24 protein-coding genes are annotated in these 24,365 nt (G+C 29.1%); 18 read left to right on the top strand and 6 right to left on the bottom strand.

The features are described from left to right. Positions 1-19 precede the first annotated feature (19 nt). The 18 genes from tdh to ABIN73_03730 all read left to right on the top strand — a co-directional run bounded on the left by tdh (position 20) and on the right by ABIN73_03730 (position 17,052). Positions 20-1,051, top strand: a complete 1,032-nt coding sequence (gene tdh, locus ABIN73_03815) for an L-threonine 3-dehydrogenase (GenBank protein ID MEO0268850.1) — start codon at positions 20-22, stop codon at positions 1,049-1,051. After that, positions 1,018-2,412: a hypothetical protein gene (locus ABIN73_03810; protein ID MEO0268849.1), complete on the top strand. Its 1,395-nt coding sequence runs from the start codon at positions 1,018-1,020 to the stop codon at positions 2,410-2,412. Before tdh ends, ABIN73_03810 begins: the two co-directional genes overlap by 34 nt. Before the next feature lie 31 nt (positions 2,413-2,443). Further along, entirely contained in the window at positions 2,444-4,141 is a 1,698-nt protein-coding gene (locus ABIN73_03805; protein ID MEO0268848.1) for a carbon starvation protein A, read from the top strand. Then, entirely contained in the window at positions 4,125-4,358 is a 234-nt protein-coding gene (locus tag ABIN73_03800; protein MEO0268847.1) for a hypothetical protein, read from the top strand. The genes ABIN73_03805 and ABIN73_03800 overlap by 17 nt, the downstream gene beginning before the upstream one ends. Then, on the top strand, positions 4,345-5,118 hold the full coding sequence (locus ABIN73_03795; GenBank protein ID MEO0268846.1) for an ArsA-related P-loop ATPase: 774 nt from the start codon (positions 4,345-4,347) through the stop codon (positions 5,116-5,118). Before ABIN73_03800 ends, ABIN73_03795 begins: the two co-directional genes overlap by 14 nt. Positions 5,119-5,127: 9 nt before the next feature. Continuing rightward, a complete protein-coding gene (locus tag ABIN73_03790) occupies positions 5,128-5,571 on the top strand; it encodes a hypothetical protein (protein ID MEO0268845.1) in 444 nt (147 codons plus the stop codon). Further along, positions 5,568-6,878: a hypothetical protein gene (locus ABIN73_03785; GenBank protein MEO0268844.1), complete on the top strand. Its 1,311-nt coding sequence runs from the start codon at positions 5,568-5,570 to the stop codon at positions 6,876-6,878. The genes ABIN73_03790 and ABIN73_03785 overlap by 4 nt, the downstream gene beginning before the upstream one ends. Positions 6,879-6,884: 6 nt before the next feature. Continuing rightward, complete coding sequence (locus ABIN73_03780) at positions 6,885-7,361, top strand: hypothetical protein (GenBank protein ID MEO0268843.1); 477 nt, start codon at positions 6,885-6,887, stop codon at positions 7,359-7,361. After that, the gene (locus ABIN73_03775) at positions 7,361-7,618 is read left to right on the top strand and encodes a LysO family transporter (protein MEO0268842.1); all 258 of its coding nucleotides are present in this window, start codon (positions 7,361-7,363) and stop codon (positions 7,616-7,618) included. Before ABIN73_03780 ends, ABIN73_03775 begins: the two co-directional genes overlap by 1 nt. Then, on the top strand, positions 7,615-8,211 hold the full coding sequence (locus ABIN73_03770) for a lysine exporter LysO family protein (GenBank protein MEO0268841.1): 597 nt from the start codon (positions 7,615-7,617) through the stop codon (positions 8,209-8,211). Before ABIN73_03775 ends, ABIN73_03770 begins: the two co-directional genes overlap by 4 nt. Beyond that, positions 8,208-9,842, top strand: a complete 1,635-nt coding sequence (locus tag ABIN73_03765) for a Na+/H+ antiporter NhaC family protein (GenBank protein MEO0268840.1) — start codon at positions 8,208-8,210, stop codon at positions 9,840-9,842. The genes ABIN73_03770 and ABIN73_03765 overlap by 4 nt, the downstream gene beginning before the upstream one ends. A 128-nt stretch (positions 9,843-9,970) precedes the next feature. Continuing rightward, positions 9,971-10,447 (top strand): hypothetical protein, encoded by a 477-nt coding sequence (locus tag ABIN73_03760; GenBank protein ID MEO0268839.1) that lies wholly within the window; start codon positions 9,971-9,973, stop codon positions 10,445-10,447. Positions 10,448-10,954: 507 nt separating this feature from the next. Next, entirely contained in the window at positions 10,955-12,976 is a 2,022-nt protein-coding gene (locus ABIN73_03755) for a T9SS type A sorting domain-containing protein (GenBank protein ID MEO0268838.1), read from the top strand. Positions 12,977-13,069: 93 nt separating this feature from the next. Further along, on the top strand, positions 13,070-13,627 hold the full coding sequence (locus tag ABIN73_03750) for a hypothetical protein (protein ID MEO0268837.1): 558 nt from the start codon (positions 13,070-13,072) through the stop codon (positions 13,625-13,627). A gap of 440 nt (positions 13,628-14,067) precedes the next feature. Next, positions 14,068-14,250 carry a 50S ribosomal protein L28 gene (rpmB, locus tag ABIN73_03745; protein ID MEO0268836.1) on the top strand — a complete coding sequence of 61 codons (183 nt, stop codon included), beginning with the start codon at positions 14,068-14,070 and terminating at the stop codon, positions 14,248-14,250. A gap of 3 nt (positions 14,251-14,253) precedes the next feature. Then, positions 14,254-14,907, top strand: a complete 654-nt coding sequence (locus tag ABIN73_03740) for a heme exporter protein CcmB (GenBank protein ID MEO0268835.1) — start codon at positions 14,254-14,256, stop codon at positions 14,905-14,907. Next, positions 14,904-15,635 (top strand): DUF1732 domain-containing protein, encoded by a 732-nt coding sequence (locus ABIN73_03735; protein ID MEO0268834.1) that lies wholly within the window; start codon positions 14,904-14,906, stop codon positions 15,633-15,635. Before ABIN73_03740 ends, ABIN73_03735 begins: the two co-directional genes overlap by 4 nt. Beyond that, positions 15,616-17,052: an NOL1/NOP2/sun family putative RNA methylase gene (locus ABIN73_03730; GenBank protein MEO0268833.1), complete on the top strand. Its 1,437-nt coding sequence runs from the start codon at positions 15,616-15,618 to the stop codon at positions 17,050-17,052. The genes ABIN73_03735 and ABIN73_03730 overlap by 20 nt, the downstream gene beginning before the upstream one ends. A gap of 40 nt (positions 17,053-17,092) precedes the next feature. On the opposite strand, the gene ABIN73_03725 is transcribed toward ABIN73_03730, so the two are convergent. The 6 genes from ABIN73_03725 to amrS form a co-directional block, all read right to left on the bottom strand. Next, positions 17,093-19,726: a S8 family serine peptidase gene (locus ABIN73_03725; protein MEO0268832.1), complete on the bottom strand. Its 2,634-nt coding sequence runs from the start codon at positions 19,724-19,726 to the stop codon at positions 17,093-17,095. A gap of 109 nt (positions 19,727-19,835) precedes the next feature. Further along, complete coding sequence (locus tag ABIN73_03720; GenBank protein MEO0268831.1) at positions 19,836-20,645, bottom strand: class I SAM-dependent methyltransferase; 810 nt, start codon at positions 20,643-20,645, stop codon at positions 19,836-19,838. A gap of 9 nt (positions 20,646-20,654) precedes the next feature. Next, positions 20,655-21,482, bottom strand: coding sequence for an ABC transporter permease (locus tag ABIN73_03715; GenBank protein ID MEO0268830.1), 828 nt, complete (start codon positions 21,480-21,482; stop codon positions 20,655-20,657). Next, positions 21,473-22,297: an ABC transporter permease gene (locus ABIN73_03710; protein ID MEO0268829.1), complete on the bottom strand. Its 825-nt coding sequence runs from the start codon at positions 22,295-22,297 to the stop codon at positions 21,473-21,475. The genes ABIN73_03715 and ABIN73_03710 overlap by 10 nt, the downstream gene beginning before the upstream one ends. Further along, positions 22,294-23,262, bottom strand: a complete 969-nt coding sequence (locus ABIN73_03705) for an ATP-binding cassette domain-containing protein (GenBank protein ID MEO0268828.1) — start codon at positions 23,260-23,262, stop codon at positions 22,294-22,296. The genes ABIN73_03710 and ABIN73_03705 overlap by 4 nt, the downstream gene beginning before the upstream one ends. After that, a complete protein-coding gene (gene amrS / locus ABIN73_03700) occupies positions 23,253-24,284 on the bottom strand; it encodes an AmmeMemoRadiSam system radical SAM enzyme (GenBank protein MEO0268827.1) in 1,032 nt (343 codons plus the stop codon). Before amrS ends, ABIN73_03705 begins: the two co-directional genes overlap by 10 nt. Positions 24,285-24,365 lie beyond the last annotated feature (81 nt).

Genomic DNA, 24,365 nt, shown 5'->3' with positions numbered 1-24,365 from the left:
TAACTTAAGGAGGGAAAAAATGAAAGCCATTATTAAAACTAAAGAAGGAAGAGGTTTTGAGATAAAAGATGTTAAAGAACCTGTTCCTGGAAGAGATGAGGTTATATTAAAAGTAAAAAGATGCTCCATATGTGGAACAGATTTACATATATATAGATGGGATGAATGGATAAGTAAAAAATTTGAAATTCCCAAAATTATAGGTCATGAGGTAGCAGGTGAAATAGTTGAAATGGGAAAGGATGTAAAAAATTTTAAAATAGGGGATATAGTTTCGGTTGAATCTCACTTTGTTTGTAATAACTGTCCTGCATGCAAAAAGGGTAATTATAGGGTTTGTTATAACACAAAGATTCTCGGAGTAGATGTAGATGGTGCTTATGCTGAATATGTTAAAGTTCCTGCTTTTAATCTGTGGAAAAATGAAATTAATTTGCCCGAAGAAGTGCTTTCCTTGAAAGAACCCTTTGGTAATGCAGTGGATACAGTTTTGGCAGAGGATGTCTCAGGTAAAAGTCTTTTAATAACTGGTGCAGGGCCTCTGGGAATGATGGCTATACTTGTTGCAAAGCATTCAGGTGCCTATCCTGTATTTATCACAGAGGTAAAAGAATACAGAATAAAAAAAGCAAAAGAACTCGGTGCTGATTATGTTATAAATCCCTTAAAGGAAAATGTTTATGAAATTATTATGGAAAAAACAAAAGGTGAAGGTGTTGAAGTTCTCATAGAAATGTCAGGAAACCAGAAAGCTCTTGAAGAGGGGCTAAAGTGTCTTTCACCTTGTGGAAGAGCTTCTTTTCTTGGAATTTTTGAAGGAAAAGTAAATATAGATTTGAATAATTTAGTAATTCTAAAAAATATAAGAATTTACGGAATAACTGGAAGAGGTATTTTTTCTACATGGTATAAAATTGATAAACTTCTTGAATCAGGTCTTGACCTTAAAAAAGTTATAACCCATACCTTAAAAATGGAAGAAATAGATAAAGCCATGAAATTGATGGAGGAGGGTGAATGTGGAAAAATCTCCCTTTTACCTTTCAGTTAAAGGAAAAAATAAAATTTTTAGAAAATTTATTTCCTGATTATAAATATTCTCTTTTTTATTTTCTAACTATCATCTTAATAAAGATTTTTTTCTCTATTATTTTAGATACAAATAAATTTTTTTTGAAGAATCTGTACCATTTTTTTATATTTGTTATTTATTTTATATTTTTTTATTCTACGCTTTTAATTATTTATTTACTTTTTACTAAATTTTTAATAAACAGAAGACTTAAAAAAATTTTATCTTTTTATACCTCTTCTTTTTCTTTTGTTGTTTTTACTCCCTTTATAAATTTTTTATTCTCTTTTAGAAAAAGCTCTGATTTTGTTTATATAAGTTTTTCTTTAAAGGATCTGATTCATATACCCATAGGTATTAAGATAGAAATTATCATTATGGGCTTTATTACTTTTCTATATATTGTCTCTTTCAGTAAAAAATTTTATAAAATAATTTTTTTAACTATTTTGAATATTTTTTCTTATATATTTCTTTTAATTTTCCCTATTTTAATCTCTGGCAATAACAGGGATTTCTGGAAAGGTGGTGTTTTCCCTTTTGAACTTCAGAAAATTTCAATTTTATATGGAGTTCTTTTTGTTTTTCTTCTATTTTTATTTTTTCTAATTTTCAGAGAGTATAAGGAAAATATATTGAGAAAATTTATAAATTATGATTTTCTTTTTTTAAATTTGTTTTTACCCTTTATGGGTTTCTGGACATCTTATAAGATAATTTTTGAAGAACATGGAAAATTTTTTGATTTTCCTTTTAATAAATTTATTCCCCTTTTTATTTTAACTCCTGTGATATTTTATTCTTTAAGCAAATTTCTTTTTAGAAAAAATTTAGATTATGTCCCTTTTACATTATCAATTTCTCTTATTTTTTCCCTTTTATTATCATTTTATCACTTTTTTATTATCTTTATTCTTTTTTCAATTTATGTTTTAAATAGAACTTTTATCAAAACCCTTAAAATAAGACCCCTTGAGATATCAGTTGAATCTGCTGGTCTTTTTCTCTTTGGCTATACATCTTCCTCAGGTAAAGATTTTTTAAATTTTGTAGATAAATCTCTTTTTCTCTTTGTTTTTCTTTTTTTTCTTTTTTATGGAACTTCAAGATACTTTTTGATGAAAAGAAAAAAAGAATTGGGTTATCTTTTTTTTACAATTGGAATATTTTTACTTCCCTTTCTTGGATTTGTAAATATATTTTTTTATATTCTTTTAACTATAACCTTTGTTATTTTAGGTTTATTTTATTTTATAGGTGCTCCTTCCCTTAAAACTCTTGACCTTGTAACTTATTTTTTTCTTGCTGTTTTTCTTGTTTTTTATCTTATTTATTTTTGAACCAGTAAAAGAAAAGATTTTATAATTCAAAATGGCAACTTTACTTTTATTAACCGGTGGATTTATTTATCTATTTTTTTATTTTACCTATGGGAAAATACTCGAAAAGAAAGTGGTGAAAGCAGATCCAGAAAGCAAAACTCCTGCTATCAAACTGAGAGATGATGTAGATTATGTGCCTACTCCTAAACTTATTCTTTTTGGACATCACTTTGCTTCCATTGCAGGTGTTGGGCCTATTGTAGGACCTGCTATAGCTATGATATGGGGGTATGGTCTTCCTCTTTTATGGATTTGGATAGGTAATGTTTTTATTGGTAAAGTTCATGATTATCTTTCCCTTATGGCAAGTGTAAGATATGAGGGTAAATCAATTCAATGGATAGCTGGAAAACTTATGGGTGAAAGAACCCAGATTCTCTTTAATTTTTTTGTTCTTTTTGTTCTTATTTTAGTTCTTGCAGCTTTTTCTTCAATCATTTCAAATTTATTTACAAAACAGCCAGAGGTTGCAACTGCCTTTCTTTTATTTACTATACTTGCGGTGTTTTTGGGTTATCTTTTGAGAATTTTAAGGGGCAATTATGTTATTGTTACTATAGTAGGTCTTTTTTTAATGCCCTTTTTATTTTATATTTCCTTTCTTTTCCCACTCAATTTACCTTATAAAATGTGGTTAATTTTTCTTTCTCTTTATGTTATTTTTGCTTCCTCACTTCCTGTATGGGTTTTGCTTCAGCCAAGAGATTATATAAATGCCTGGTTTCTATGGATTGGTTTATTTATAGGTATGATTTCAGTTTTTTTGAGTTTCAAATCAATAAATTTTCCATTTTTTACAAGTTTTTCACCACCTGCTATAGAGGGAAGAAATTCTCCTTTCTGGCCCACAATTCCTTTAATTATTGCATGTGGTTCTTTATCAGGATTTCACTGTCTTGTTTGTTCAGGAACTTCAAGTAAACAGCTGGATAAAGAAACATCAGGTCTCTTTGTCGGTGCGGGTTCTATGTTTACAGAGGGAATGCTTGCAACTGTTGTTGTTCTTGTAATAGGTCTTTTTGGTTTAAATTTAATTGGTGAAATAAATGTTGGTAAGGATTATCTTTCAGAAATTGTTAAAATTGGTGGTCCAATAGGAATATTTGCAAAAAGTTACGCAAAAGCTGTTAATTCTTCTTTTAATTTTGTTTCTGAAAAAATTATACTTATTTTTGCATCTTTATGGGTTTCATCTTTTGCAACTACGACACTCGATACTTGTGGTAGAATTGCAAGGTATATTTTAAAGGAGCTTATGGAGCCTATAACACTTAAAAAAACTTTCTTTGCTAAATTACAAAATAAGTATCTCCTTTCCTCTATACCTGTTCTTTTAGGGTTTTTTCTTGCGATACAGGGTTCATGGTCTTTATTATGGCCATCCTTTGGTGGAGCAAACCAGCTTTTAGCTTCTGTAGCTCTTTTGACTATTTCTCTCTGGGTTATAAAAATTTTAAAAATAAAAGGCACTCTTAAATTATTAATTCTTGTGCCCTCCCTTTTTCTCTGGTTAACTGTAACTCTTGCTTTTCTATGGTATTTATTTTATGTTATTCCTTTTGTTTCTTCACATGTTATGAATTTATATCAAAAAATTCTTATTGCTATTATGATCTTAGTGATGCTTTATTTAAATTCAATTTTATTTATTAATTTTTATAAGTCTTTAAATGAAAAATCCTTTTAAAAAATTTTTGTTTTCTAAAATAAAAAAGGAGTTATACGAGAGAGAAAAAGTTTTTTTAATGATTACTTTTTCTCCGCTTCTTGGACTTTCACCTTTTCTACCCTTTTCCTTTTTTCTTGAAATTTATCCTTATCTTGTAGAGGAAATAAAAAATAAAAATTTTCTTTTTAATGATGACCCCTTTTCAGAAGTATTCGGATTTTTTGATATCTCATAAATTTTTTTTCTTTCTTGGAAAAGGTGGTTCAGGAAAAACAACTCTTTCAATACTCCTTTCAAAATTTTTTGGAAAGAATACTCTTCTTTTTTCTCTTGATCCTGCCCATAACATTTCAGATTATCTCGGTTTAAAAGAAAAAAAAGAATTTAAAGAGTTTAAAAATATTTTTATATATGAACCTGATATAGAAAGACTAATAGATAAAAAAGCATTTGAGGAATCAAGGAAAATTGAAAAATTTTCTCCTCTTTTTACTTTATTTGAAGATTCTTTAAAAGAAAATTTTAGATATTTACCAGGTATAGAAGAAGATTGTATGATTGACCTTATTATTAAGGGATTCTCTGATAATTACGATAGAGTAATTTTTGATATGCCTCCAACAGCTCTTTCCTTAAGAATAGTTTCTCTTATTCTTATGAGAAAAAAACTTCTAAGTTTTTTATTGCATCAGAGAAAAAAAATAATTGAATTGAGGAAAATTATGGGTGAAAAAATTGAAAAGGACCCAGTTTATGAAAAGATTAAAGAAAATTTAAACATATATAAGAAATTTTATCCTGAATTTAAGAGGAGTATTTTTTTCGTAGTTTATAATCCCTTTGAAGCATCAATTAAAGAGGGTGATAGAATAACTGATTTTTTAAAAAAGAATGGTTTAATGGTAAAAAAAATTATGAATAGGGTAAAAGAGGGAAGTTTTAAAGGTTTTGATATAATTATTCCTGAAATTGAAAATCCTTTAAATTTTTTTTAATAATTAATTATGAAATTTTTCTTTCTTTTCTTTTTAATGATTTTTTCCTGTTCACTGTGGAATTCTATAAGACCCAGAGTTCCACCTCCACGGATAATTGATGAAAAAGATGTTCCTGAGGAAATAAGGGTTTTAAAGAGAGAGAATCAAAAGTTTGTAATTTTTGAAGTTTATGCTCCTTCTGCAAGATATGTAACACTTGCAGGAGATTTTAATGCCTGGGGAGGAACTGCAAATGGTGTTTATAACCCGGATATTGATAGGATGAACGATGATGGTGTAAAGGGTGATAGAGTAAAAGGTGATGGTATATGGACTATAATAAAAGTTTTACCACCTGGTGTATATCAGTATAAATATGTAATTGATGGAGTGAACTGGATTCTTGATCCATCAAATCCTGAGAGGATTCAAAATGGTCCTTATGTTAATTCAATTTTAAGGGTAAAATGAAAAAGTTTTTTTTTATAATTTTATTAATTTTTTTATCCTGTAAAAAAAGAGAAAATCCTTATTTTAAATTGCCAGGTAATTACTATCTCTCCAATTACAGCAAAATGCAACTTGCAGGAGATTTTCAAGGATGGAATTTAGGTGACCCAAATTCCTTTATGGAACTTGTTTCTGACTATAGATGGGAAATAGTTAAAAAATTTAAATATAAAAAAAACATAATGTTTAAATTTGTTCCTGACCAGAAATGGGATCCTTCCTTTGGAACTTCCTGGGAAGATACTTTACTTTATGGAAAACTTGAGCTTGTTTCAGGTGAGGGAACACATATATCAGCAAGTTTACCTGAGGATGGCTTTTACAGATTTTTATTACTTGAGGATTCATTATTTTACAGAATTAAAAAAATAAGAGGTACAGGAACAATTAGGGGCAAGGTTAATTTTGAAGACATAATTAATGCTCCATATCCAGTTTCAAAAGTTTATCTTTACTATAAGAATTCTGATACCCTTTTAAGAAGTTTTACAACAGACTCCATGAATAATTCTTTTGAGTTTAATGATCTTATTGATGATTCTTTTAAAATAATTGCTATGTCAAATAATTATTCTCCTGATACTCTTTTTCTATTTTTAAATTACAGTGAAATAAAAAATATTAACTTTGTTTTGAAAAAGAGTACAGTAAGGAATCCAATAATCATTGATGGAATAAATGATTTTTTACCTCAGGATCTTAGAGGTCTTGATCCTGTTTATGATATTAATGAGCCAAATCTTGATTTAGACTCTTTATGGGCTTGTCATATTGATGATAAGTGGTTTATAGGCTTTAATGTTAATTCAGGACCTAATTACGGTCTTGCTTTTGGAATATATATTTTTACAAATTCAATTTCCCCATCAGGAGCTTTCTCTGACCCATGGAATAGAAGGGTTGCAGCAGGTGATTCTTTAAATCCCTTTTATCCAAAATATATACTTTATGTCTGGCATCCTGAAAATGATATTCTTCAAGAAGCGCAATTATGCAGATGGAAAGGTTCTTCCTGGCAATATTTAAATCTTCTGAATAAAGGTGGAGAGCAGGGTTACACCTCTCGTAATTTTTTAGAATTTTCAATACCTGATTCTCTTCTTTCAAATCCTGATTCTATTTTTATTGAAGTTTTTACAACAGGTGGAGAAAATACTCATGCCCAGGATAGTTCTCCAACTGACCCAAATGTTAATTTTCCTTCACCTGACTGGTCAAGTAAAATTACTTATTTATCGGCTTTTGTGAAAGTAAAAAAATTGTATTAAAAGCCTATGAGGCATTCAATAACAGTGGGTTTTGCCTTTGGTATGACCTCTGGAATAATAACAACAATGGGTCTTATGGTAGGACTTTTTTCAGGTACAAGTTCAAGGCTTGCTGTAATAGGAGGTATTCTTACAATTGCAATTGCAGATGCCTTTTCCGATGCTCTTGGAATTCATATTTCTGAGGAGTCAGAGAATGTTCATACAGGAAAAGAAATATGGGTTTCAACAATTTCAACCTTTTTAGCAAAATTTATATTTGCTTCTACTTTTATTTTGCCTGTTTTGTTTTTAAAATTAAATTTAGCAGTTATTGTTAATATTTTATGGGGATTCTTTGTTCTTACAGTTATAAGTTATATTCTTTCCAGAATTCAGTCTGAGAACCCCCTTAAAGTTGTATCTGAGCATTTAATTATAGGAACTTTAGTTGTTATCATTTCTCATTTTGTTGGTAAAGTAATTTCTCAGATATTTAATTAATGATAAATATTTTCATATTTTTTTTAACTGGTATAGTTATAGGTTTTTTATTAAAAAAAATTGCCTTTTTAAATAAATTCTCGGAAATTATTGTATATATTCTTATTGCAGTTTTTCTTTTTGTAATAGGTTATTCAGTTGGTTCTGATGAAAAAATCCTATCTAATTTGAATAAAAATTTTTATTATTCTTTAATTTTTTCTATTACAGGTATTTTAGGAAGTTCTTTATTTACATATTTTTTGTTAAAAAAGTGACATCAATTTTTTTCTTTTTTTTCTTCCTTTTCGGTATTTTAACAGGTAAATTTTTCTCATTTACTGAATTGCAAAAGTTTGACTATAAAACCTATGTTCTTTATATTCTTCTTTTTTTTGTTGGAATTCAAATTGGTAGTGAAAAAAGAGTTTCAGAAATTTTTAAAAATATAAATTTTAAATATCTGTTATTTCCCTTTATTTCACTTCTGGGGACAATCTTCTTTTCTTTTTTTGTTTTTTTAATATTTAGATTTCCAATAAAAGAGGGGATAACCATTGTGTCAGGAATGGGTTATTACAGTCTATCAAGTATTCTTGTTTCAGAAATAAAAGGTGAGTTTTTTGGGATTATAACATTAATGACTAACCTTTTAAGAGAAATTGAAACAATTATTTTTGCTCCTTTCCTTATAAGGATTTTTGGTAAAAGCTCTTTAATTGCATCAGGTGGTGCTACAACAGTTGATACCACTCTTCCTGTTATAATAAAGTGGGGTGGTAAAGAATATCTTTTGCTATCAATTATAAATGGTTTTTTACTTTCCTTATTTGTTCCAATTTTTATAATTTTTATTTTATCTATAAAATGAAATTTTTAAAAAATTACTTTTTTCATTTTTTTGTTTTTTTCCTTTTTCTTTTTTTAAAAATTTTTTTCAAAATAGATGGAGAGAGGGAATTTTTAAGTGTTTTACCCCCTTTTTTGGCAATTATACTTACTCTTATTTCAAGAAAACTTTTAATGAGTTTATTTTTATCAGTTATTATTGGTGGTATGCTTTTTAGAGATACGGAATTTTTTTTAATAAAATCTTTAAGTTTTATAACAAATTCTCTCTTTAATATTACAAATATTGAAATTCTCCTTTTTGTTGTTTTTATTATGTCAATGATCAGTGTTATAACAGCTTCAGGTGGATTTAGCTCTCTTGTTAATTATTTGATAAGATTTGCAAAGACAAAAAAAAGGGCTCAATTTATTACATTTCTTCTTGGACTTATTGTCTTTATTGATGATTATGCAAATACAATGGTTGTTGGAACTTCTGCAAGACCTATAACAGATAAATTTAAAATTTCAAGGGAAAAACTTGCTTTTTTAGTTGATGCCACATCTGCTCCTGTTGCAGGGATTGCCCTTATAAGCACATGGATTGGATATGAAGTGGGATTATTTTCTGAATTTGCAAAAAGTGTGGGAATTTTAAAGGACGGTTATTCAATATTTCTTGATGTATTTAAATATAGATTTTACTGTCTTTTCATGATAATTTTTATTTTAATTTTGACTTTAAAAGGGAAAGATTTCGGTCCAATGAAAAAAGCAGAGGAGAGGGCAGAAAAAGAAGGAAAACTTTTGAATGATGGAGCTGTTCCTCTTTCTTCTAAAGGTTTTGAAAGAATAAGGGAGGATGAAAGTGCAAGGTCTTCTTTAATGACCTTTATAATTCCTGTTTTCATTTTATTTTTAACCCTTCTTTCCGGGTTATGGCTTGATGGTAAAGGTTTATTTTATTTAAGGGAAAATATTTTTAATTTTTTTAATCCCTATGTATGGCTTAAAGTTATAACTAATGCAGAAAACAATATATTTGTTTTATTAGTTAGCTCTTTCTTTGGGTTAATAAGTGCTTTATTAATTTCAAAAATAAATAGTGGTTTGAGTTTTAAAAAAAATTTTTATTATTCAGTAAAGGGTGCTTTTTCTTCCTATTTACCCATTACAATTTTAGTTCTTGCCTGGTCTCTTAAAAATGTCTGTCTTGAATTAAAAACTGCAGAGTATCTCATAAATATTTTTAAAGGAATTATTTCTCCTAAAATTTTTCCTGCTCTTACATTTTTAGTTTCATGTCTTACTTCTTTTGCAACAGGAACAAGCTGGGGAACAATGGCAATAATTATTCCCATAGCAGGACCTGTTGCCTTTGCTCTTGATGGAAATGTCTATGGAATTACAACGATTATGACTCTTGCCTCTATCCTTGATGGTGCAATTTTTGGAGATCATTGTTCACCAATATCAGATACAACTATAATGAGTTCAATTTTTTCTTCCTGTGATCACATCGATCATGTTAGAACCCAATTGCCTTACAGTGTTTTTGTTGCATCTTTTGCCTTTATATTCGGTTATTTATTAACTCCCCTTGGAATATCTCCGATTTTAATATTTCTTTTAGTTTTTATCCTTTTTTTAATATTTTTTCTGTATATTTAAATTGCGACAATATAGAAAAAGATGTTTTTTTTGGAGTTAAAAAGGTTTACGGTATATTTATAGAAAAATTAAAATCAAGAAGATTTAAATATTTGAATTTTTCGTATCTTTTCTTTATAATTTAAATTATGAAAATAATAACTATTCCAAAGGTTTTAAGGGAGAAGCTTGGGGAAGATGGGGTTGATGCATTAATTGAGCTTTTAAATGCCTCTAATGAAAAACTGAAAATTGATTTAATTGAGCTACAGACTGAAAAATATGAAAGGAGATTAACTGAAGAGATTAATAAATTAAGAGCCGAAGATATCTCAAGACTTGATAAAAGGATAACTGAAGAGATTAACAAATTAAAATCTGAAGATATCGCAAGACTTGATAAAAGGATAACTGAAGAAAGTGCAAGACTTGATAAAAGGATAACTGAGGAAACTGCAAAAATTGATAAAAGAATTACTGAGGAGATTTCAAAATTAAGAGTTGAATTTAATGAAAAAATTTCAAAAACTTATGCGAACATAATAAAATGGATGTTTATATTCTGGGTAGGACAGATAGGTGTTATGACTATAATATTTTTTACCTTTCTAAAATTCATTAGATAATACTTTCAAAGTATAAAAATCTATTAAAGTTATTCATTAATTACCATTTTTGAAAATTTTTAACATTTATTCCCATATTCTATAATTTTATGGTAGCCGCACCCTTTAGGGTGCGCAAAAATTCCTTTAAGATTAAAATATGAAAAAAAGTGTAAAAAATAATTATAGAGGGGAAAAATTAATGGAGATTGCTATAAAATTTTTTGAAAAATAGGCAACAAAAGATGCTTTTGGAGTTAAAAAGGTTGCGGTATATTTATGAAAAAAGCAAAATCTAGAACATTTTGTAGTAAGCATTTCTTTTAATCTTATTGAGCCAGAAAAATTCAATATAAACCCATAAATCTTTAAATAATTTTTCTCCCTTCGATTATTTTTTAAAAATTTAAAAATATAATCTTTATAAGTCTAAAATGTTATGGTATTCTAAACTTTTATTTGATTTTTTTATAGATTTTTTTATAAATTTTAAGTAAAATTTAATTGTTAAATAAGGAGGTATAAATAATGTTGGTATTCATACTTATAAATTTGATAAATACCGGAATTAATTATAAGCCCTGGAAATTGTTTCCTCCTTCTGAAATTGAAGTAAAGGCAGGTTTTGATTCAATGAATGTCCGATTCATAGGCAACTGGCCATTTGGTCCTTCTTTTGCAGTTTCTTTTGATCCTTCAAGGAACCTTGTATTTTTGGGTTCAGGTGGTGGTGTATATATTTTAAATGTTTCAAATCCTTCTAATCCTCAAAAAGTTTCAGAAAAAATTTATACAAGGGGATTTGTTTGGGGACTTTTTTATGAACCAGTAAATAAGAGATTGTATATTGCAACAGAACAAGGTGGACTTGAAATATGGGATGTTACAGATGCGTCAAATCCAATCAAACTTGGTCATTATTTTACACCTAGCTATTCTTATGGTGTTTATGTTTCAGGCAATTACGCCTATGTTACTGATTATTATGCTGGTTTAAGGATAATAAATGTTTCAAATCCTTCTTCACCATATGAAGTAGGATATTATAATACACCTGGCTATCCATTAGGTGTTCATATTTCAGGCAATTACGCCTATGTTGCTGATGGAATTTCTGGTTTAAGGATAATAGATGTTTCAAATCCTTCTTCACCATATGAAGTAGGATATTATTATACACCTGGCTGGGCATGGGGTGTTTATGTTTCAGGCAATTACGCCTATGTTGCTGATGGAGGTTCTGGTTTAAGGATAATAGATGTTTCAAATTCTTCTTCACCATATGAAGTAGGATATTATGATACACCTGGAGCTGCACAGGGTGTTTATGTTTCAGACAATTATGCCTATGTTGCTGATGGGAATTCTGGTTTAAGGATAATAAATGTTTCAAATCCTTCTTCACCATATGAAGTAGGATATTATTATACACCTGACGATGCAATAGGTGTTTATGTTTCGAGCAATTATGCCTATGTTGCTGATGGGAGGGCTGGTTTAAGGATAATAAATGTTTCAAATCCTTTTTCACCATATGAAGTAGGATATTATGATACACCTGGAGCTGCATTAGGTGTTTATATTTCAAGCAATTATGCCTATGTTGCTGATTATTATGCTGGTTTAAGGATAATAGATATTTCAAATCCTTCTTCACCATATGAAGTAGGATATTATTATACACCTGACGATGCAATAGGTGTTTATGTTTCGGGCAATTATGCCTATGTTGCTGATAAGGGTTCTGGTTTAAGGATAATAGATGTTTCAAATTCTTTTTCACCATATGAAGTAGGATATTATGATACACCTGGAGCTGCATTAGGTGTTTATGTTTCGAGCAATTATGCCTATGTTGCTGATGAGAGGGCTGGTTTAAGGATAATAGATATTTCAAATCCTTCTTCACCATATGAAGTAGGATATTATGATACACCTGGCTATGCACAGGGTGTTTATGTTTCGAGCAATTATGCCTATGTTGCTGATGGAGGTTCTGGTTTAAGGATAATAGATATTTCAAATCCTTCTTCACCATATGAAGTAGGATATTATGATACACCTGGCTATGCACAGGGTGTTTATGTTTCAGACAATTATGCCTATGTTGCTGATGGGAATTCTGGTTTAAGGATAATAAATGTTTCAAATCCTTCTTCACCATATGAAGTAGGATACTATCAGACACCTGAATGGGCAGAAGGTGTTTATGTTTCAGAAAATTACGCCTATGTAGCTGATTATTATGCTGGTTTACAGATTTACAAGTTTTATGGATATGGAATAGAGGAAAACGATTTTTCAAAAGAAGAATTCAGGTTATTAGGTAATGTTGTTAAAAATGAGATAAAGATTGAATCAAATCATTTGATTAAAGATAAAATAAGTCAATTTGAACTTTATAATGTTCTTGGTGAGAAAGTTAGAACTTATAGAGTGAGCAAATCAAATTCAAGAATTTCATTATCCATTGATGGAATTTGCTCTGGCATTTACTTTTTAAAATATAACAAAGAGAATAAACCTTTTAAAGTTATAATCACAAGGTAAACTGGAAAATAAATTAAAATTAGGAGAAAGAAAAAGGAAGGGTATTCTAATAAAATTGGTATTTAATGCATTTTTTCTTTATAATTTTATACTATGGAAATATTTGGAATAGGACTGACCCTTCTTGCAGGAGTTTTAACTTATCTTGCATGGAGTAATGGCAGATGGATGAAGGAAATGATAAGTAAACAAAATGAAATGCTAAATAAACAGAATGAAATTTTAAATAAACATACTGAAATGCTAAACAAACAGACTGAAATATTAAACAAGCAAACAGAAACATTAAATAAGCAATCAGAAATATTAAACAAGCAAACAGAAACATTAAATAAGCAATCAGAAATGCTAAATAAGCAAACTGAAATGCTAAATAAGCAATCAGAAATGCTAAATAAGCAAACTGAAATGCTAAATAAACAAACTGAAATGTTAAATAAGCAAACAGAAATGTTAAATAAGATGGCAGAAATGTTAAATAAGCAATCAGAAACGATAAATAGGCACACAGAAATTCTAAATAAGCAATCAGAGATTTTAGAAAAAATAAGTGAGATGCTTTATAAAATGGATGAGACTTTAAGAGTTATGGAAAAGAATGCAGAGGAAAGACATAGAGAAGTATTGGAAATTATAAGACATTTAAGATAGTTCAATTAATTAAGATCTTTTAATAACTTATGATAGAATTATTTCAGGTTTTATTTACCTCATCAAACATCCTTTCTGTCTCCCAGTAATTTTCTTTGCTCTTTTATTCTCATTTTGTATGAGTTTATTTGTAAAATAAGATAGGGGTTGGATTAAAGCAAGAATTCCTAAAATAAGTGCAAAGGATATTCACTATTGTTAAATTTTAATTTTAAAATAAAGATTTATTTAGGGTTAAAAATATTTTATATTACAGAACAATTTTTGTAAGAAATCACCTATGGGCAAAGGGTGAGAGAAGATAAATAAAATACTTTATCTTTTAAGAATGCTATTTTTTTATCAATTTCCTTATATGTTCCTCTGGTACTAAACTTCTTCTTTCAGGTTGAAAATTTTATTTATTTTTATTATAATTAAAAATTAAAGGAGGAAGAAAAATGGCAATGCAATGTGAAATCTGTGGAAAAAAAACAATTATTGGAAGACAAATTTCCCATTCTCACAGGGTCACACCAAGAAAATTTAAGGTTAATTTACACACAAGAAGGGCAAAAATAAACGGAAAAATTAAAAAAGTTAGAGTATGCACAAAGTGTTTAAGAAAACTTGAGGTAGTTTGATTTTTGAAGTATATAATCCATTTAATTAAAAAAGATATCTTACTTGAATTTAGAACAAAAGAAATAATTATACCTTACCTTCTTTTCTCCTTTTTATTACTTTTTCTTTTGAGTTTTGGAATTGAAAGAATTGAAGATTTAAAGCTTTTTTCCTTTTTCTACTTTTTATCCTTTATTTTTGCAGGAATGATTGGATTTGAAAGAATAAGTTCAATGGAATTTGAAACTGGTGGAATATACTCTCTTTTAACATTTCCTATTCCGAGAAATTATATCTTCATTTCAAAAACCCTTTCCATGTTTCTATTTCAGCTAATTTCAGGTTTTATTTTAATGGTAATTTTCTCAATTTTCCTTAATGTTGATTTTCCCCCCTTTTTACCCTTTTTTATAATTCTAATTTTATTTTCCTTTGGGTTTTCAATTCTGGGGACACTTTTATCCTTTCTCACTTTCTCATCAAAAGCAAGGGAATTTTTATTACCTATAATTTTATTACCCCTATTTGTTCCTCCTTTCATCTCAGTCACAAAAAGTTTAACTCTTTTGCTTGAAGAGAAAATTTTTAATTTAAACTATGTTTTCTTTCTTTTTTTCTTTGATGTTCTTTATTTCTTTATATCTGATTTACTTTTTGAATATGTTTTAATGGAATGAAAATTAAAAAGGGAATAAAAAGTATGACAGGTGTAAGCACGAAATCGGGAAGAGAAGGTAATATTTTCTGTAAACTTGAAATTATATCTTTAAATTCATTAGGTTCTGAGTTTAAAGTTATTTTACAGCCAGAAATCCCTGGAATAGAAGCAAAGGTAAGAAATTTTCTTGAAAAAAATTTAAAGGATGGAAAATTCATAGTTAAAATTAATTTTCCCGAAACAGGATTGAGATTCAAAATTAATGAAAATTTAATTAAAGATATAAAACTTAAAAGTAAAAAGAATTTACTATTTACCATTGACCCATTCAAAATTCCTGGTCTTGTTAAATTTATTTATCCTGAAAAAAGAATATGGATACTTTTAAAAAGACTTTTAAAAAAAGCCCTAATAGAACTTGAAGAAAAAAGATTAAAGGAGGGAGAAGAAATAAAAAAAGCAATTGAAAGGGAAATAAAAAAAATTGGGTTTAATTTAGAAAAGATGAATGGTGAGAAAATAAATGAGGAAATTGTTAGAATAGGCTCTCATATAAAAAGTATTATGAGAATTTTAAAAAATAAAGATGGACCATGGGGTAAAAAACTGGATTTTTATGGACAGGAAATTTTAAAAGAAGCAAATACAATTTCTCAGAAAACGGAAGATTTAAAGGTAATAAACTCTGCAATAAAAATAAAGGAAAGTGCTCTTAACATAAGGGAACTTGCAAGAAATCTTGTTTGAAAATACCTCCTTTTATTCTTACCTTGTTAAACTCATTGGTTCTAAGGAAACAAAGGAATTTTTTGAATCTGTTAAGGATGAATTCCCTAAAACTTTAAGAGTTAATATTTTAAAAACTGATAAAAATTTTTTGAAGGAAAGATTAATAAAGAAAGGCTTTATATTAAAAGAAAACCCTCTTTATGAAAATTCCTTTGAAGTTATTTATGAACCATACGAAATAGGTAAAACACTTGAACACTACGCAGGTCTTTTTTACATACAGGAAAAATCTTCTCTTTTACCTGTAAAGATTCTAAAACCTGAAAAAGGTCAATTTATACTTGATATTGCTTCTGCTCCTGGTTCTAAGGCAACTCAGATTGGTGAAATTATGGAAAATAAAGGTGTTCTTGTTTGTAATGATATTCATTTACCAAGAATAAAAGCTTTAACCCATAACATTGATAGAATTGGTCTTATTAATACTGCCATAACTATGATGGATGGAGTCCAATTTGGAAAATTTTATTTTGAAAGTTTTGATAAAATTCTCGTTGATGCTCCCTGTTCAAGTATGGGAACTCTCCATAAAGCAAAGGAGGTTCTTTCCTGGTGGAATGAAAGGGAGGTTAATTTTTATAAAATTATTCAAAAAAAACTTCTTGTTTCAGCAATAAAGGCTTTAAAGGTAGGAGGTGAAATTGTTTATTCAACCTGCACCTTAACAGTTGAAGAAAATGAAGAACTTATTGATGAGATTTTAAAAAGTTACCCAGTAGAAGTGATGAAAATTGATAAACTTAACATAAATGAGGAAAGGGGTATAACTGAATATAGGGATAAAAAGTTTTCAAAAGAAATTGAAAAAGCTATCAGGATATGGCCTCATAAATCAAAAATGGAGGGTTTTTTTATTGTTAAAATGAAGAAAATAGATAAACTAAAAAAAGAAAAGGATTATGTTTTAAAAAAAGAGTATAGAAAACTTTTAAAAAGGGATAATTCTGAGGTTAGAAGGTTTTTAAAATTTCTTAAAGAATATTTTGGAATAGATGAATCTTATTTTGATGATAAAATTTTTAAATTAAAGAATGATATATGGCTTTTATCAGAAGATTTTGAAAAATTTGAAATTCCTCATTCTTTCAGGGAGGGTATGCGTATAGCAAGATTGCATAATAATGAATACAAACTGACAACAAATTTTGTTCAGCTTGTTTTTCCATTTATTAAGAAAAATATTTATGAAATTAAAAATTCTGAAGATGCGATAAAAATTTTAAAGGGTTTTGATATTGAAATTTCAGATAAAGAAAGGGATGGTTTTAAAGTTCTTGTTTATGATGGAATATGCCTTGGAATTGGTATTAAAAGGGAAAACAAAATAAAAAGCCAGATACCAAAGAGTAGAAGGTTTGAAGAAATAGTATTATAAATTTTCCTTACAGTTTATCTTTTTAGGTTTTGTGGAAATTTTAGTATAAAACACTTATTTTAATCTTGAAATCAATTCCACTTTTACCTTTAATATTCAGAAAATAAATTCCGCTTGGTATTCTGTAATTTGAAAGGTCAAAAACTAAGGAGTGGTTTCCTTTTGAAAATCTATTTTCAAGAATCTTTTTAACATTTCTACCAGAGGGGTCTTTAAGATAGAGTTCTATTTCGTCCTCTTCTTCAAGGTATAGATTTAACTTAAGTTTTGAACCGGAAATTTGTGAAAAAGCTTTGATTTCACTTGTTAAGTAATCATACTTTATTGAAACTGGACCAAACCACTGATTTCCGCTTCCTGAAATTACCATCACTTTATATTCATAAGTATTCCCGATTTTTACATTCCTATCAACAAATCTGTAGGGTGCTAAAGGGTTTTCTTCTTTTAAAATAAGGGAGAAGTTTTTCTCTTTTTCTTCCTTTTTAAAGATCAAAATTTCTGAAATTTTTTCAAAGAAGTTAAGATTTAAAAGAATCCCTTCTTTTAAAGAAGAGAGAATAAGAAAACTTTCAGTAGTTCCAAGTTTTGAAATTTGGTCAAAATTACCTGTGACAACAATTGCAAAAGGATATTTTATTCCTGCAGGCTTGGGCTGAGGTATATTAGCACCTTTAACTATTATTTTCCATTCCCCTGTTGAAGGGTTCTGTAATTTGAAGAGTTCCCAGGTATTAAGTGCATCAAAAGAGCCAGTATTTGGAACAGACCATCCATTGGATGTAACATTCCCCTTATATGTGTTTCCGGAAGGATCAACCACCTTTAAATTTAGGTTATTAACTATAACTGGATATGTATTTGCTGTCCCCACATAATCAATCCATGAAAGAATAATTATTAATGGTATAGAGCTTCCAAGAACATTTATTGTGTAAACAATTGAATCACCAGTATTAAACTGATTATCTCCGTATGGTAAGTCACCATCAACAAAGGCAAGTTTTCTTGTCTCACCAAACCACAAAGCATCTTCAAGAGTTATTCTTCCTGCACCCTCATAAATATTTGGGACTCCTGAATTTGCTGGTCCATACTCATCATCATCAACATCATAAAGCATATCCCTACAAGATGCTAAAAGAGTAGCCCTTACAAGTGCTGATGAGGGATTCCATGAAGGTGCAGAGTTCTTTGTTCCGTTTCCATACCATCCTTCTTTATAATATTGAACAACAAGTGCTCCTGCCCCTGCTGCTGTTGGAGTTGCCATTGATGTCCCTGACATTTGAACAATACCACATGCTGTATTATTATCAGCAGAGTTGACATTCTCACCAGGGGCAGTTAAATCCGTTCCAAACCTGTAATCACCACGATTATTCGGTGCCCCAAAGGAACTCCATGTTGTCTTATATTCCTGATTGTTTGCTCTTCTTGTTGCAACAACTGTTATATCATTTTTTGCAGTTGCAGGACAGGATATTCTTCTTACATTTCCACAAGTCCAAGGGGATACACAATCTCCACCATTTGCTGCTGCAAAAAATACGGTCATATCAATATAATTCCATACAAAATTATCAATATCAAGAGCCTCTAATTCGTATCCACCTGTTCCACAATAATTTAAAATAGCATTACATTGATAACCCCAACTATTTGTATGTATTCTTGCTCCTTCACTATATGCGTCAAGAAGGACACTGTAAAAGCCAGGAGGGTCAGGAGCTAATGGTTCCTGTGATACAAGTCTTGCCCTTTTAGCCATTCCTTTATATTGTTTATTTGTGCTCTGCTGATCAGTTCCACCAAGTGCACTTCCTGCAGTATGAGTTCCATGATCCCCGTTTGCAAAACCTCCACCGTTATAATCAAAAAGTCTTACAATTTTTGGCTGACCGTCTATAGTTCCATTAAAGAAACAATGGTTTGGGTCAAGTCCGTTGTCATTATGCCCTATTATAACTCCCTCACCTCTAATTCCACGAGCCCATATAGATGTATCAACTGAGAGATTTGTCTGAATTACCCATCTTGAAGCATCATTAAAAACATTCTTTTCATATAATCTTCCGATAACAAAAACTCCACTATTATTTGCAATCTGTGCGAGTTTCCCTGCTTCTATTATAAATCCAAATCTTGCAAGATGTTTTGCCTCTTCTAAATCTCTTTTTCCGATGAATAATATTTCACCTCCAAGATTGATAACCTGATTTACAGCATCCATTAGTAAAGAATCGTGAAAAACCTGAACATAAAATTTGTCTCTTAAATCAGGTTGTGTAGTAAATAGTTCCCAGGCATCTTTCGTAAATTTAAAAGCTGGTTTGTAAAGAAAGACACTTCGCACATTTCTTATTTCCTTTATTTCTTCTATCTTTTTTAATGGGTTGTCTGAAACGAAACTTACAATAAAAGCATTCTCATGGATATACCAGGGAGTAAATTTAATACCATAACTTGCACCAATATTTTTTCTTTCTTCTGGAGTCGGGATTTCTGAAAACTGTATAACTACATAATTTAAACCTGGATTAAAATTCCCATCCAACTGAGAAGAGAATATAGGGACACCTTCAGTAATTGGCTCAAAACTTGCTGTATGAAAGTTTATTTTTAAACCTTCACTCATTTGAGATATAAAAAAGAATAAAAATAAAAAATTCATAATATTTATGATATTTTTAAGGGAATTAGACCCTATATGCCTTACATGTAATAATAAAATAAAATTATAAAAATTTCAAGATTTTTCATTTTTAAATACTTTTTTGACTTTATATCCATTTGAATTTAATCTCCGTAAAAGCATTTTCATAATTAAACTCAAAAAGGAATTTTTTTCCATTAATCGGCGTATAAATTAAAGACCAGGTATCCGTTTCCCATGTTTTTAAAATACTTTTCCCTTTATCTTTTATTTCTGATGAAAATACAAGAAAATCACCTTTTCTTTTTAATTCAAATTTAATAAATTTAGGAAAATCTTTCCCGTAATTCCATTCAAATATTTTAAAATGTGGCTTAAATTTTATGTAAGGAAAAAGGTCAGATACTAAAACATTTTTTAAAATTTCTTTCCAATTTTTTTCATATATCTTATCTTTTTCCATAATTTCCTTTTCTTTTAAAATCATACACCATAAAGCACCACCATCAGGTATTACCCTCTTAGGTTTAAATCTTATTTTTTCAAGAGCTAAAAGGGATTCATCAAAAAGAAGAGAACCATAAAACTCCTGGAAAAGTAAATCAATTTCTTCATCAGGCAAAAAATCTTCTATTTTTTTATTTACCGGAATTATTTTTTTCTCATCTTTTACATTTTCTTTTAAAATTTTATAAAGGTAAAAGCTCTCTTCCACAGCATAAACTCTTTTTGCTCCTAAAAGAACCATAAATTTTGAAAAAATTCCCTTACCTGCACCTGCTTCTACACATATCTTGTTTTTGATAAATTTTCTATTTTTTAAAAGTAAATTTTTTAAGGCAATTTCCCTTTTTTTATCCTCATAAATCGGTATAAAGGAAAGAAAATCATCTACATATCTTCTTCTTTTTTCATTTATTTCATTTATTATTTCCATATTAAAACTTCAACCGCCTGTTGTTTCTTCAAGGAGCCCCTTTTTCCTTGCCATATTTTCCGAGAGATTAAAAAGGTAAATTGAGATAATGGAAAAGAAAAAAGAAAATAAGAAAAATATAAAAATAAAGGAAACATTTTCAGGATTAAAAATCTCCTGGGAAAAAAGCTTTAATCCAAGGCTTTTCCTCAAACCATCAAGCCATATTGTAACAGGTGAATATGCTGCAATTAGATTTAAGGGATAAGGAAGAATTTTAACAGGATAAATAACTCCTGAAATTAAAAACAATACTCCTGAAAAGAGTTCCTGAATAAAAAAAGCATACCTGGGATAAATAAGTAAAAGAGATGAAAAAAGTAAACCTGATGAGAAAAATAATGGTATTGCTGAAAAAAAATATATAAAAAATAAAGGTCCAATTAAATAATTTACTTTGAATATTATCTTTCCTGCTAATAAAAGAATTGTCACTGAAAATATTGAAAGAACTAAATAGGCTAAGAATCTACCAAATAAATTTAATGAATAGGGGAAAGGTAAAGTTACCATATACTTTAAAGTCTGATAAAATTCCCTATCACCGAGAATACTCCATGAAATTCCAAATATTGAATTCTGAATAAAAGTCCAGAAAACCGTTCCAGTATATAAAAAGGGGAAATAGGGATTTTCAAAATCAAAACCAAGTATAGCCTTATACATGAATAAAACCAGAATAACTGTAGAAAAGGGTCTTATTGCATGATAAAAGAAAAACCAGAAAGGTCTTGTCCAGTTTGATTCAACCTTGAAAGCTAATAGAAAAGAAGAGTAAAGAAATCTTACTATTGCCATCTCTCAATAAGTGTTCCCCATTTTCTTGCTATTGTTTCCATCTTTATTAAAGCATAGTAAGAAAGTAAAAGAAAAATCACTGATAAAATTGTAAGTATTAAAATTTCAATATAAATGTTTAAAATTCCCTCTGCTTCTTTTCCGAAAAAAGCATGCCTCATAGCATCAAGACCAAGGGTAAGGGGGATAAGAGAAGCTACAAAAATAATAAAAATTGGTAAAACTTTTATCGGATAATATAAACCAGAAATTGCATAAACAGGCTCTTGAAAGAGATTAGATAAGTGCCAAGCCTCCCTTCCCCATAGCAGATATAAAGAAGAAAAAGACATACCAAGCCCATAGAGTCCAAAAAGAGTAATAAAAAATGTTAAAATTGCAAGAAAAGGATTAAAAAGTTTTAATGGTGTTTTAAAAATTATAAAAGCAGTAAAAAGAATAAATATAGATCTGAATAAAATCATATAAATTCCACCTATTGACATTCCAATTAAAATTGACATTTTTGAACAAGGTGCTATTATAAAGTATCTTAAATTACCTGAAAGTTTTTCCCAGTATAGCTGTGAGGCTATACTCCATAAAACATTTATCCAGAAAGCTAAAACAAAACCACCTATTATAACAAATCCTTCAAATACCTTTTTTGCTCCAAGATTTCTGTATAAAAAAATGTAGGAGGCTATTGAAATAAGACCTGTTAAACCATATAAAAAAATCCAAGAACCTTCCCTGTGGGTTGCAACTATTCTAACATAGGCTCTTGCTAATATTGCTCTTATATTTATTGAAAGAGATTCCTTAAATTTTTTCATTTTTCTTTTTCAATCTCTTCAAAAGTTTTACCAACAAGTTTAACAAATACCTCTTCAAGAGTTGGTTCAATTTTTTTAAAAGAAAGTATCTCCTCTTTATTCCTCTTTATCTCATTTATAATTTTTTCAAAAGGTAGATTTTTTTGAGCTCTTATTTTAATGTATATTCTTTCACCTTCCAATTTCTTTTTTTCTAATATTGATAATTCAGAAGTTTTTTCAAGCTCATATTCCCTTGCTCTTATTTCAAATTCATATATATCTTCCTTTTTTACCATTTCCTTTAACCCTTGAGGTGTGTCACAGGCAAGGATTTTTCCCTTATTTATTATTGCTATTCTATCACATAACTCATCTGCTTCAAACATGTTATGGGTTGTTAGAAGTATTGTTTTTCCCTTGTTTTCTCTTACCCATTTTTTAATGAATCGTCTAACCTCAATACTTGACTCAACATCAAGTCCCATTGTTGGCTCATCAAGAAATATTACTTGAGGATTATTTATAAATCCCCTTGCTATATTCATCCTTTGCCTTAATCCTGTTGAAAGTCTTGATACTCTTTTTTTTAGATGGGGTTCTAAGTTAAGTAATTGTGAAAGTTCTTTTATTCTTCTTCTTGTTTCTTTAATTGAAATTCCATAGAATTGGGAAAATAAAAAAAGGGTCTCCTCAAGGGTTAAAATTCCATAACCTATCTCTTCACCTCCTGATACCATATTTATTCTTTTTCTTATTTCTCTAAAATCCTTTTCCACATCATAACCCAAAACATAAGCCTTTCCTGAAGAAGGTAAAAGTAAGGTTGTTAGAATTCTTATAAAGGTTGTTTTACCTGCTCCATTAGGACCTAAAAGACCGAAAATTTCTCCCTCTTTAACCTCTATTGAAACACCATCAAGAGCACAGACTTTGCCGTAATATCTTTTTAAATCAACGGTTTTTATAGGAAAATTTAATTCCATATTCCTTTAATTTCAGTTTTACATTTTGGGCATTTCCCATTTTTAATTTTATTTTCTAAAACAAGAAATATTTCCCTTTTAATAAGCATTTCTCCACAAGAAGGACAATAGGTGCTTTCAATTTCAGGAAAACCCCAAACATTTCCTCCATATACAAATTTAAGACCCTCTTCAAGTCCAATTTCCCTTGCTCTTATTATTTTTCTAACAGAGGTTCTATCACGATCTTGCATTTTATAATCAGGATGAAAGGCAGTAACATGCCATGGAATAAAAGGTGATAAACTTTTAATAAACTTTGCAATCTCTCTTAATTCCTCTTCAGAATCATTGTAATCGGGAACAATAAGTGTGACAATTTCAAGCCATAATCCCCTTTTAAAAACTTTTTCAATCCCTTCAAGAACATATTTAAGTTTTCCACCTAAAATCCTGTAATTTTCTTCTTTAAAACTTTTTAGATCAATTTTATAGGCATCAATTAAACCGGTAAGATAATCCAAAACCTCATCAGTTACATAACCATTAGAAACATAACCTGTTTTAAGACCTTTTTCTTTTGCTAATTTAAAAATTTCCTTTGCCCATTCTGTTGTTATAAGTGGTTCATTATAGGAAGAAATTATACTTTTTGAACCCTTTAAAAGTGCTATTTTTACTATCTCTTCCGGTGTTATTTCCTCATAATAAAGGATAGCTCTTTCATCTTTAAAAGCTTGTGATGTTATCCAGTTTTGGCAATACGGACAGTGAAAGTCACAACCAAGCATACCAAAGGTTAAAGCATAAGAACCTGGTAAAAAATGAAAAAAGGGTTTTTTTTCAATAGGATCATTTTGAAGTCCTGAAACATAATTAAAAGGAACATAAAGTTTTCCATCAATGTTAAATCTAACCTGGCAGATTCCCCTTTTACCCTCAAATATAACACATTTATGGGCACAGGCATAACATCTTACTTTTTTGTTGTCTAAAACCTCATACAGCTCTCCTTCTCTTGTAAGTTCATCTATTCTAATCATTTTTTACCCTTCTTTTTAATAAGAGGATTTGAACCTTAATTGAAAAAAAAATCTTCATAAGTTATTATAATATACTGCTTT

This window comes from candidate division WOR-3 bacterium (genome assembly GCA_039804025.1).
Lineage (GTDB): Bacteria > Hydrothermota > Hydrothermia > Hydrothermales > JAJRUZ01 > JBCNVI01.
This window is presented reverse-complemented; position numbering and strand designations above follow the sequence as displayed.

Excerpts from the sequence above, each read along its gene's own strand:
- tdh (MEO0268850.1), top strand. The coding sequence starts at position 20 with ATGAAAGCCATTATTAAAACTAAAGAAGGAAGAGGTTTTGAGATAAAA.
- ABIN73_03810 (MEO0268849.1), top strand. The coding sequence starts at position 1,018 with ATGTGGAAAAATCTCCCTTTTACCTTTCAGTTAAAGGAAAAAATAAAA.
- ABIN73_03805 (MEO0268848.1), top strand. The coding sequence starts at position 2,444 with ATGGCAACTTTACTTTTATTAACCGGTGGATTTATTTATCTATTTTTT.
- ABIN73_03800 (MEO0268847.1), top strand. The coding sequence starts at position 4,125 with ATGAAAAATCCTTTTAAAAAATTTTTGTTTTCTAAAATAAAAAAGGAG.
- ABIN73_03790 (MEO0268845.1), top strand. The coding sequence starts at position 5,128 with ATGAAATTTTTCTTTCTTTTCTTTTTAATGATTTTTTCCTGTTCACTG.
- ABIN73_03785 (MEO0268844.1), top strand. The coding sequence starts at position 5,568 with ATGAAAAAGTTTTTTTTTATAATTTTATTAATTTTTTTATCCTGTAAA.
- ABIN73_03780 (MEO0268843.1), top strand. The coding sequence starts at position 6,885 with ATGAGGCATTCAATAACAGTGGGTTTTGCCTTTGGTATGACCTCTGGA.
- ABIN73_03775 (MEO0268842.1), top strand. The coding sequence starts at position 7,361 with ATGATAAATATTTTCATATTTTTTTTAACTGGTATAGTTATAGGTTTT.
- ABIN73_03765 (MEO0268840.1), top strand. The coding sequence starts at position 8,208 with ATGAAATTTTTAAAAAATTACTTTTTTCATTTTTTTGTTTTTTTCCTT.
- ABIN73_03760 (MEO0268839.1), top strand. The coding sequence starts at position 9,971 with ATGAAAATAATAACTATTCCAAAGGTTTTAAGGGAGAAGCTTGGGGAA.
- ABIN73_03755 (MEO0268838.1), top strand. The coding sequence starts at position 10,955 with ATGTTGGTATTCATACTTATAAATTTGATAAATACCGGAATTAATTAT.
- ABIN73_03750 (MEO0268837.1), top strand. The coding sequence starts at position 13,070 with ATGGAAATATTTGGAATAGGACTGACCCTTCTTGCAGGAGTTTTAACT.
- rpmB (MEO0268836.1), top strand. The coding sequence starts at position 14,068 with ATGGCAATGCAATGTGAAATCTGTGGAAAAAAAACAATTATTGGAAGA.
- ABIN73_03735 (MEO0268834.1), top strand. The coding sequence starts at position 14,904 with ATGAAAATTAAAAAGGGAATAAAAAGTATGACAGGTGTAAGCACGAAA.
- ABIN73_03725 (MEO0268832.1), bottom strand. The coding sequence starts at position 19,726 with ATGAATTTTTTATTTTTATTCTTTTTTATATCTCAAATGAGTGAAGGT.
- ABIN73_03720 (MEO0268831.1), bottom strand. The coding sequence starts at position 20,645 with ATGGAAATAATAAATGAAATAAATGAAAAAAGAAGAAGATATGTAGAT.
- ABIN73_03715 (MEO0268830.1), bottom strand. The coding sequence starts at position 21,482 with ATGGCAATAGTAAGATTTCTTTACTCTTCTTTTCTATTAGCTTTCAAG.
- ABIN73_03710 (MEO0268829.1), bottom strand. The coding sequence starts at position 22,297 with ATGAAAAAATTTAAGGAATCTCTTTCAATAAATATAAGAGCAATATTA.
- ABIN73_03705 (MEO0268828.1), bottom strand. The coding sequence starts at position 23,262 with ATGGAATTAAATTTTCCTATAAAAACCGTTGATTTAAAAAGATATTAC.
- amrS (MEO0268827.1), bottom strand. The coding sequence starts at position 24,284 with ATGATTAGAATAGATGAACTTACAAGAGAAGGAGAGCTGTATGAGGTT.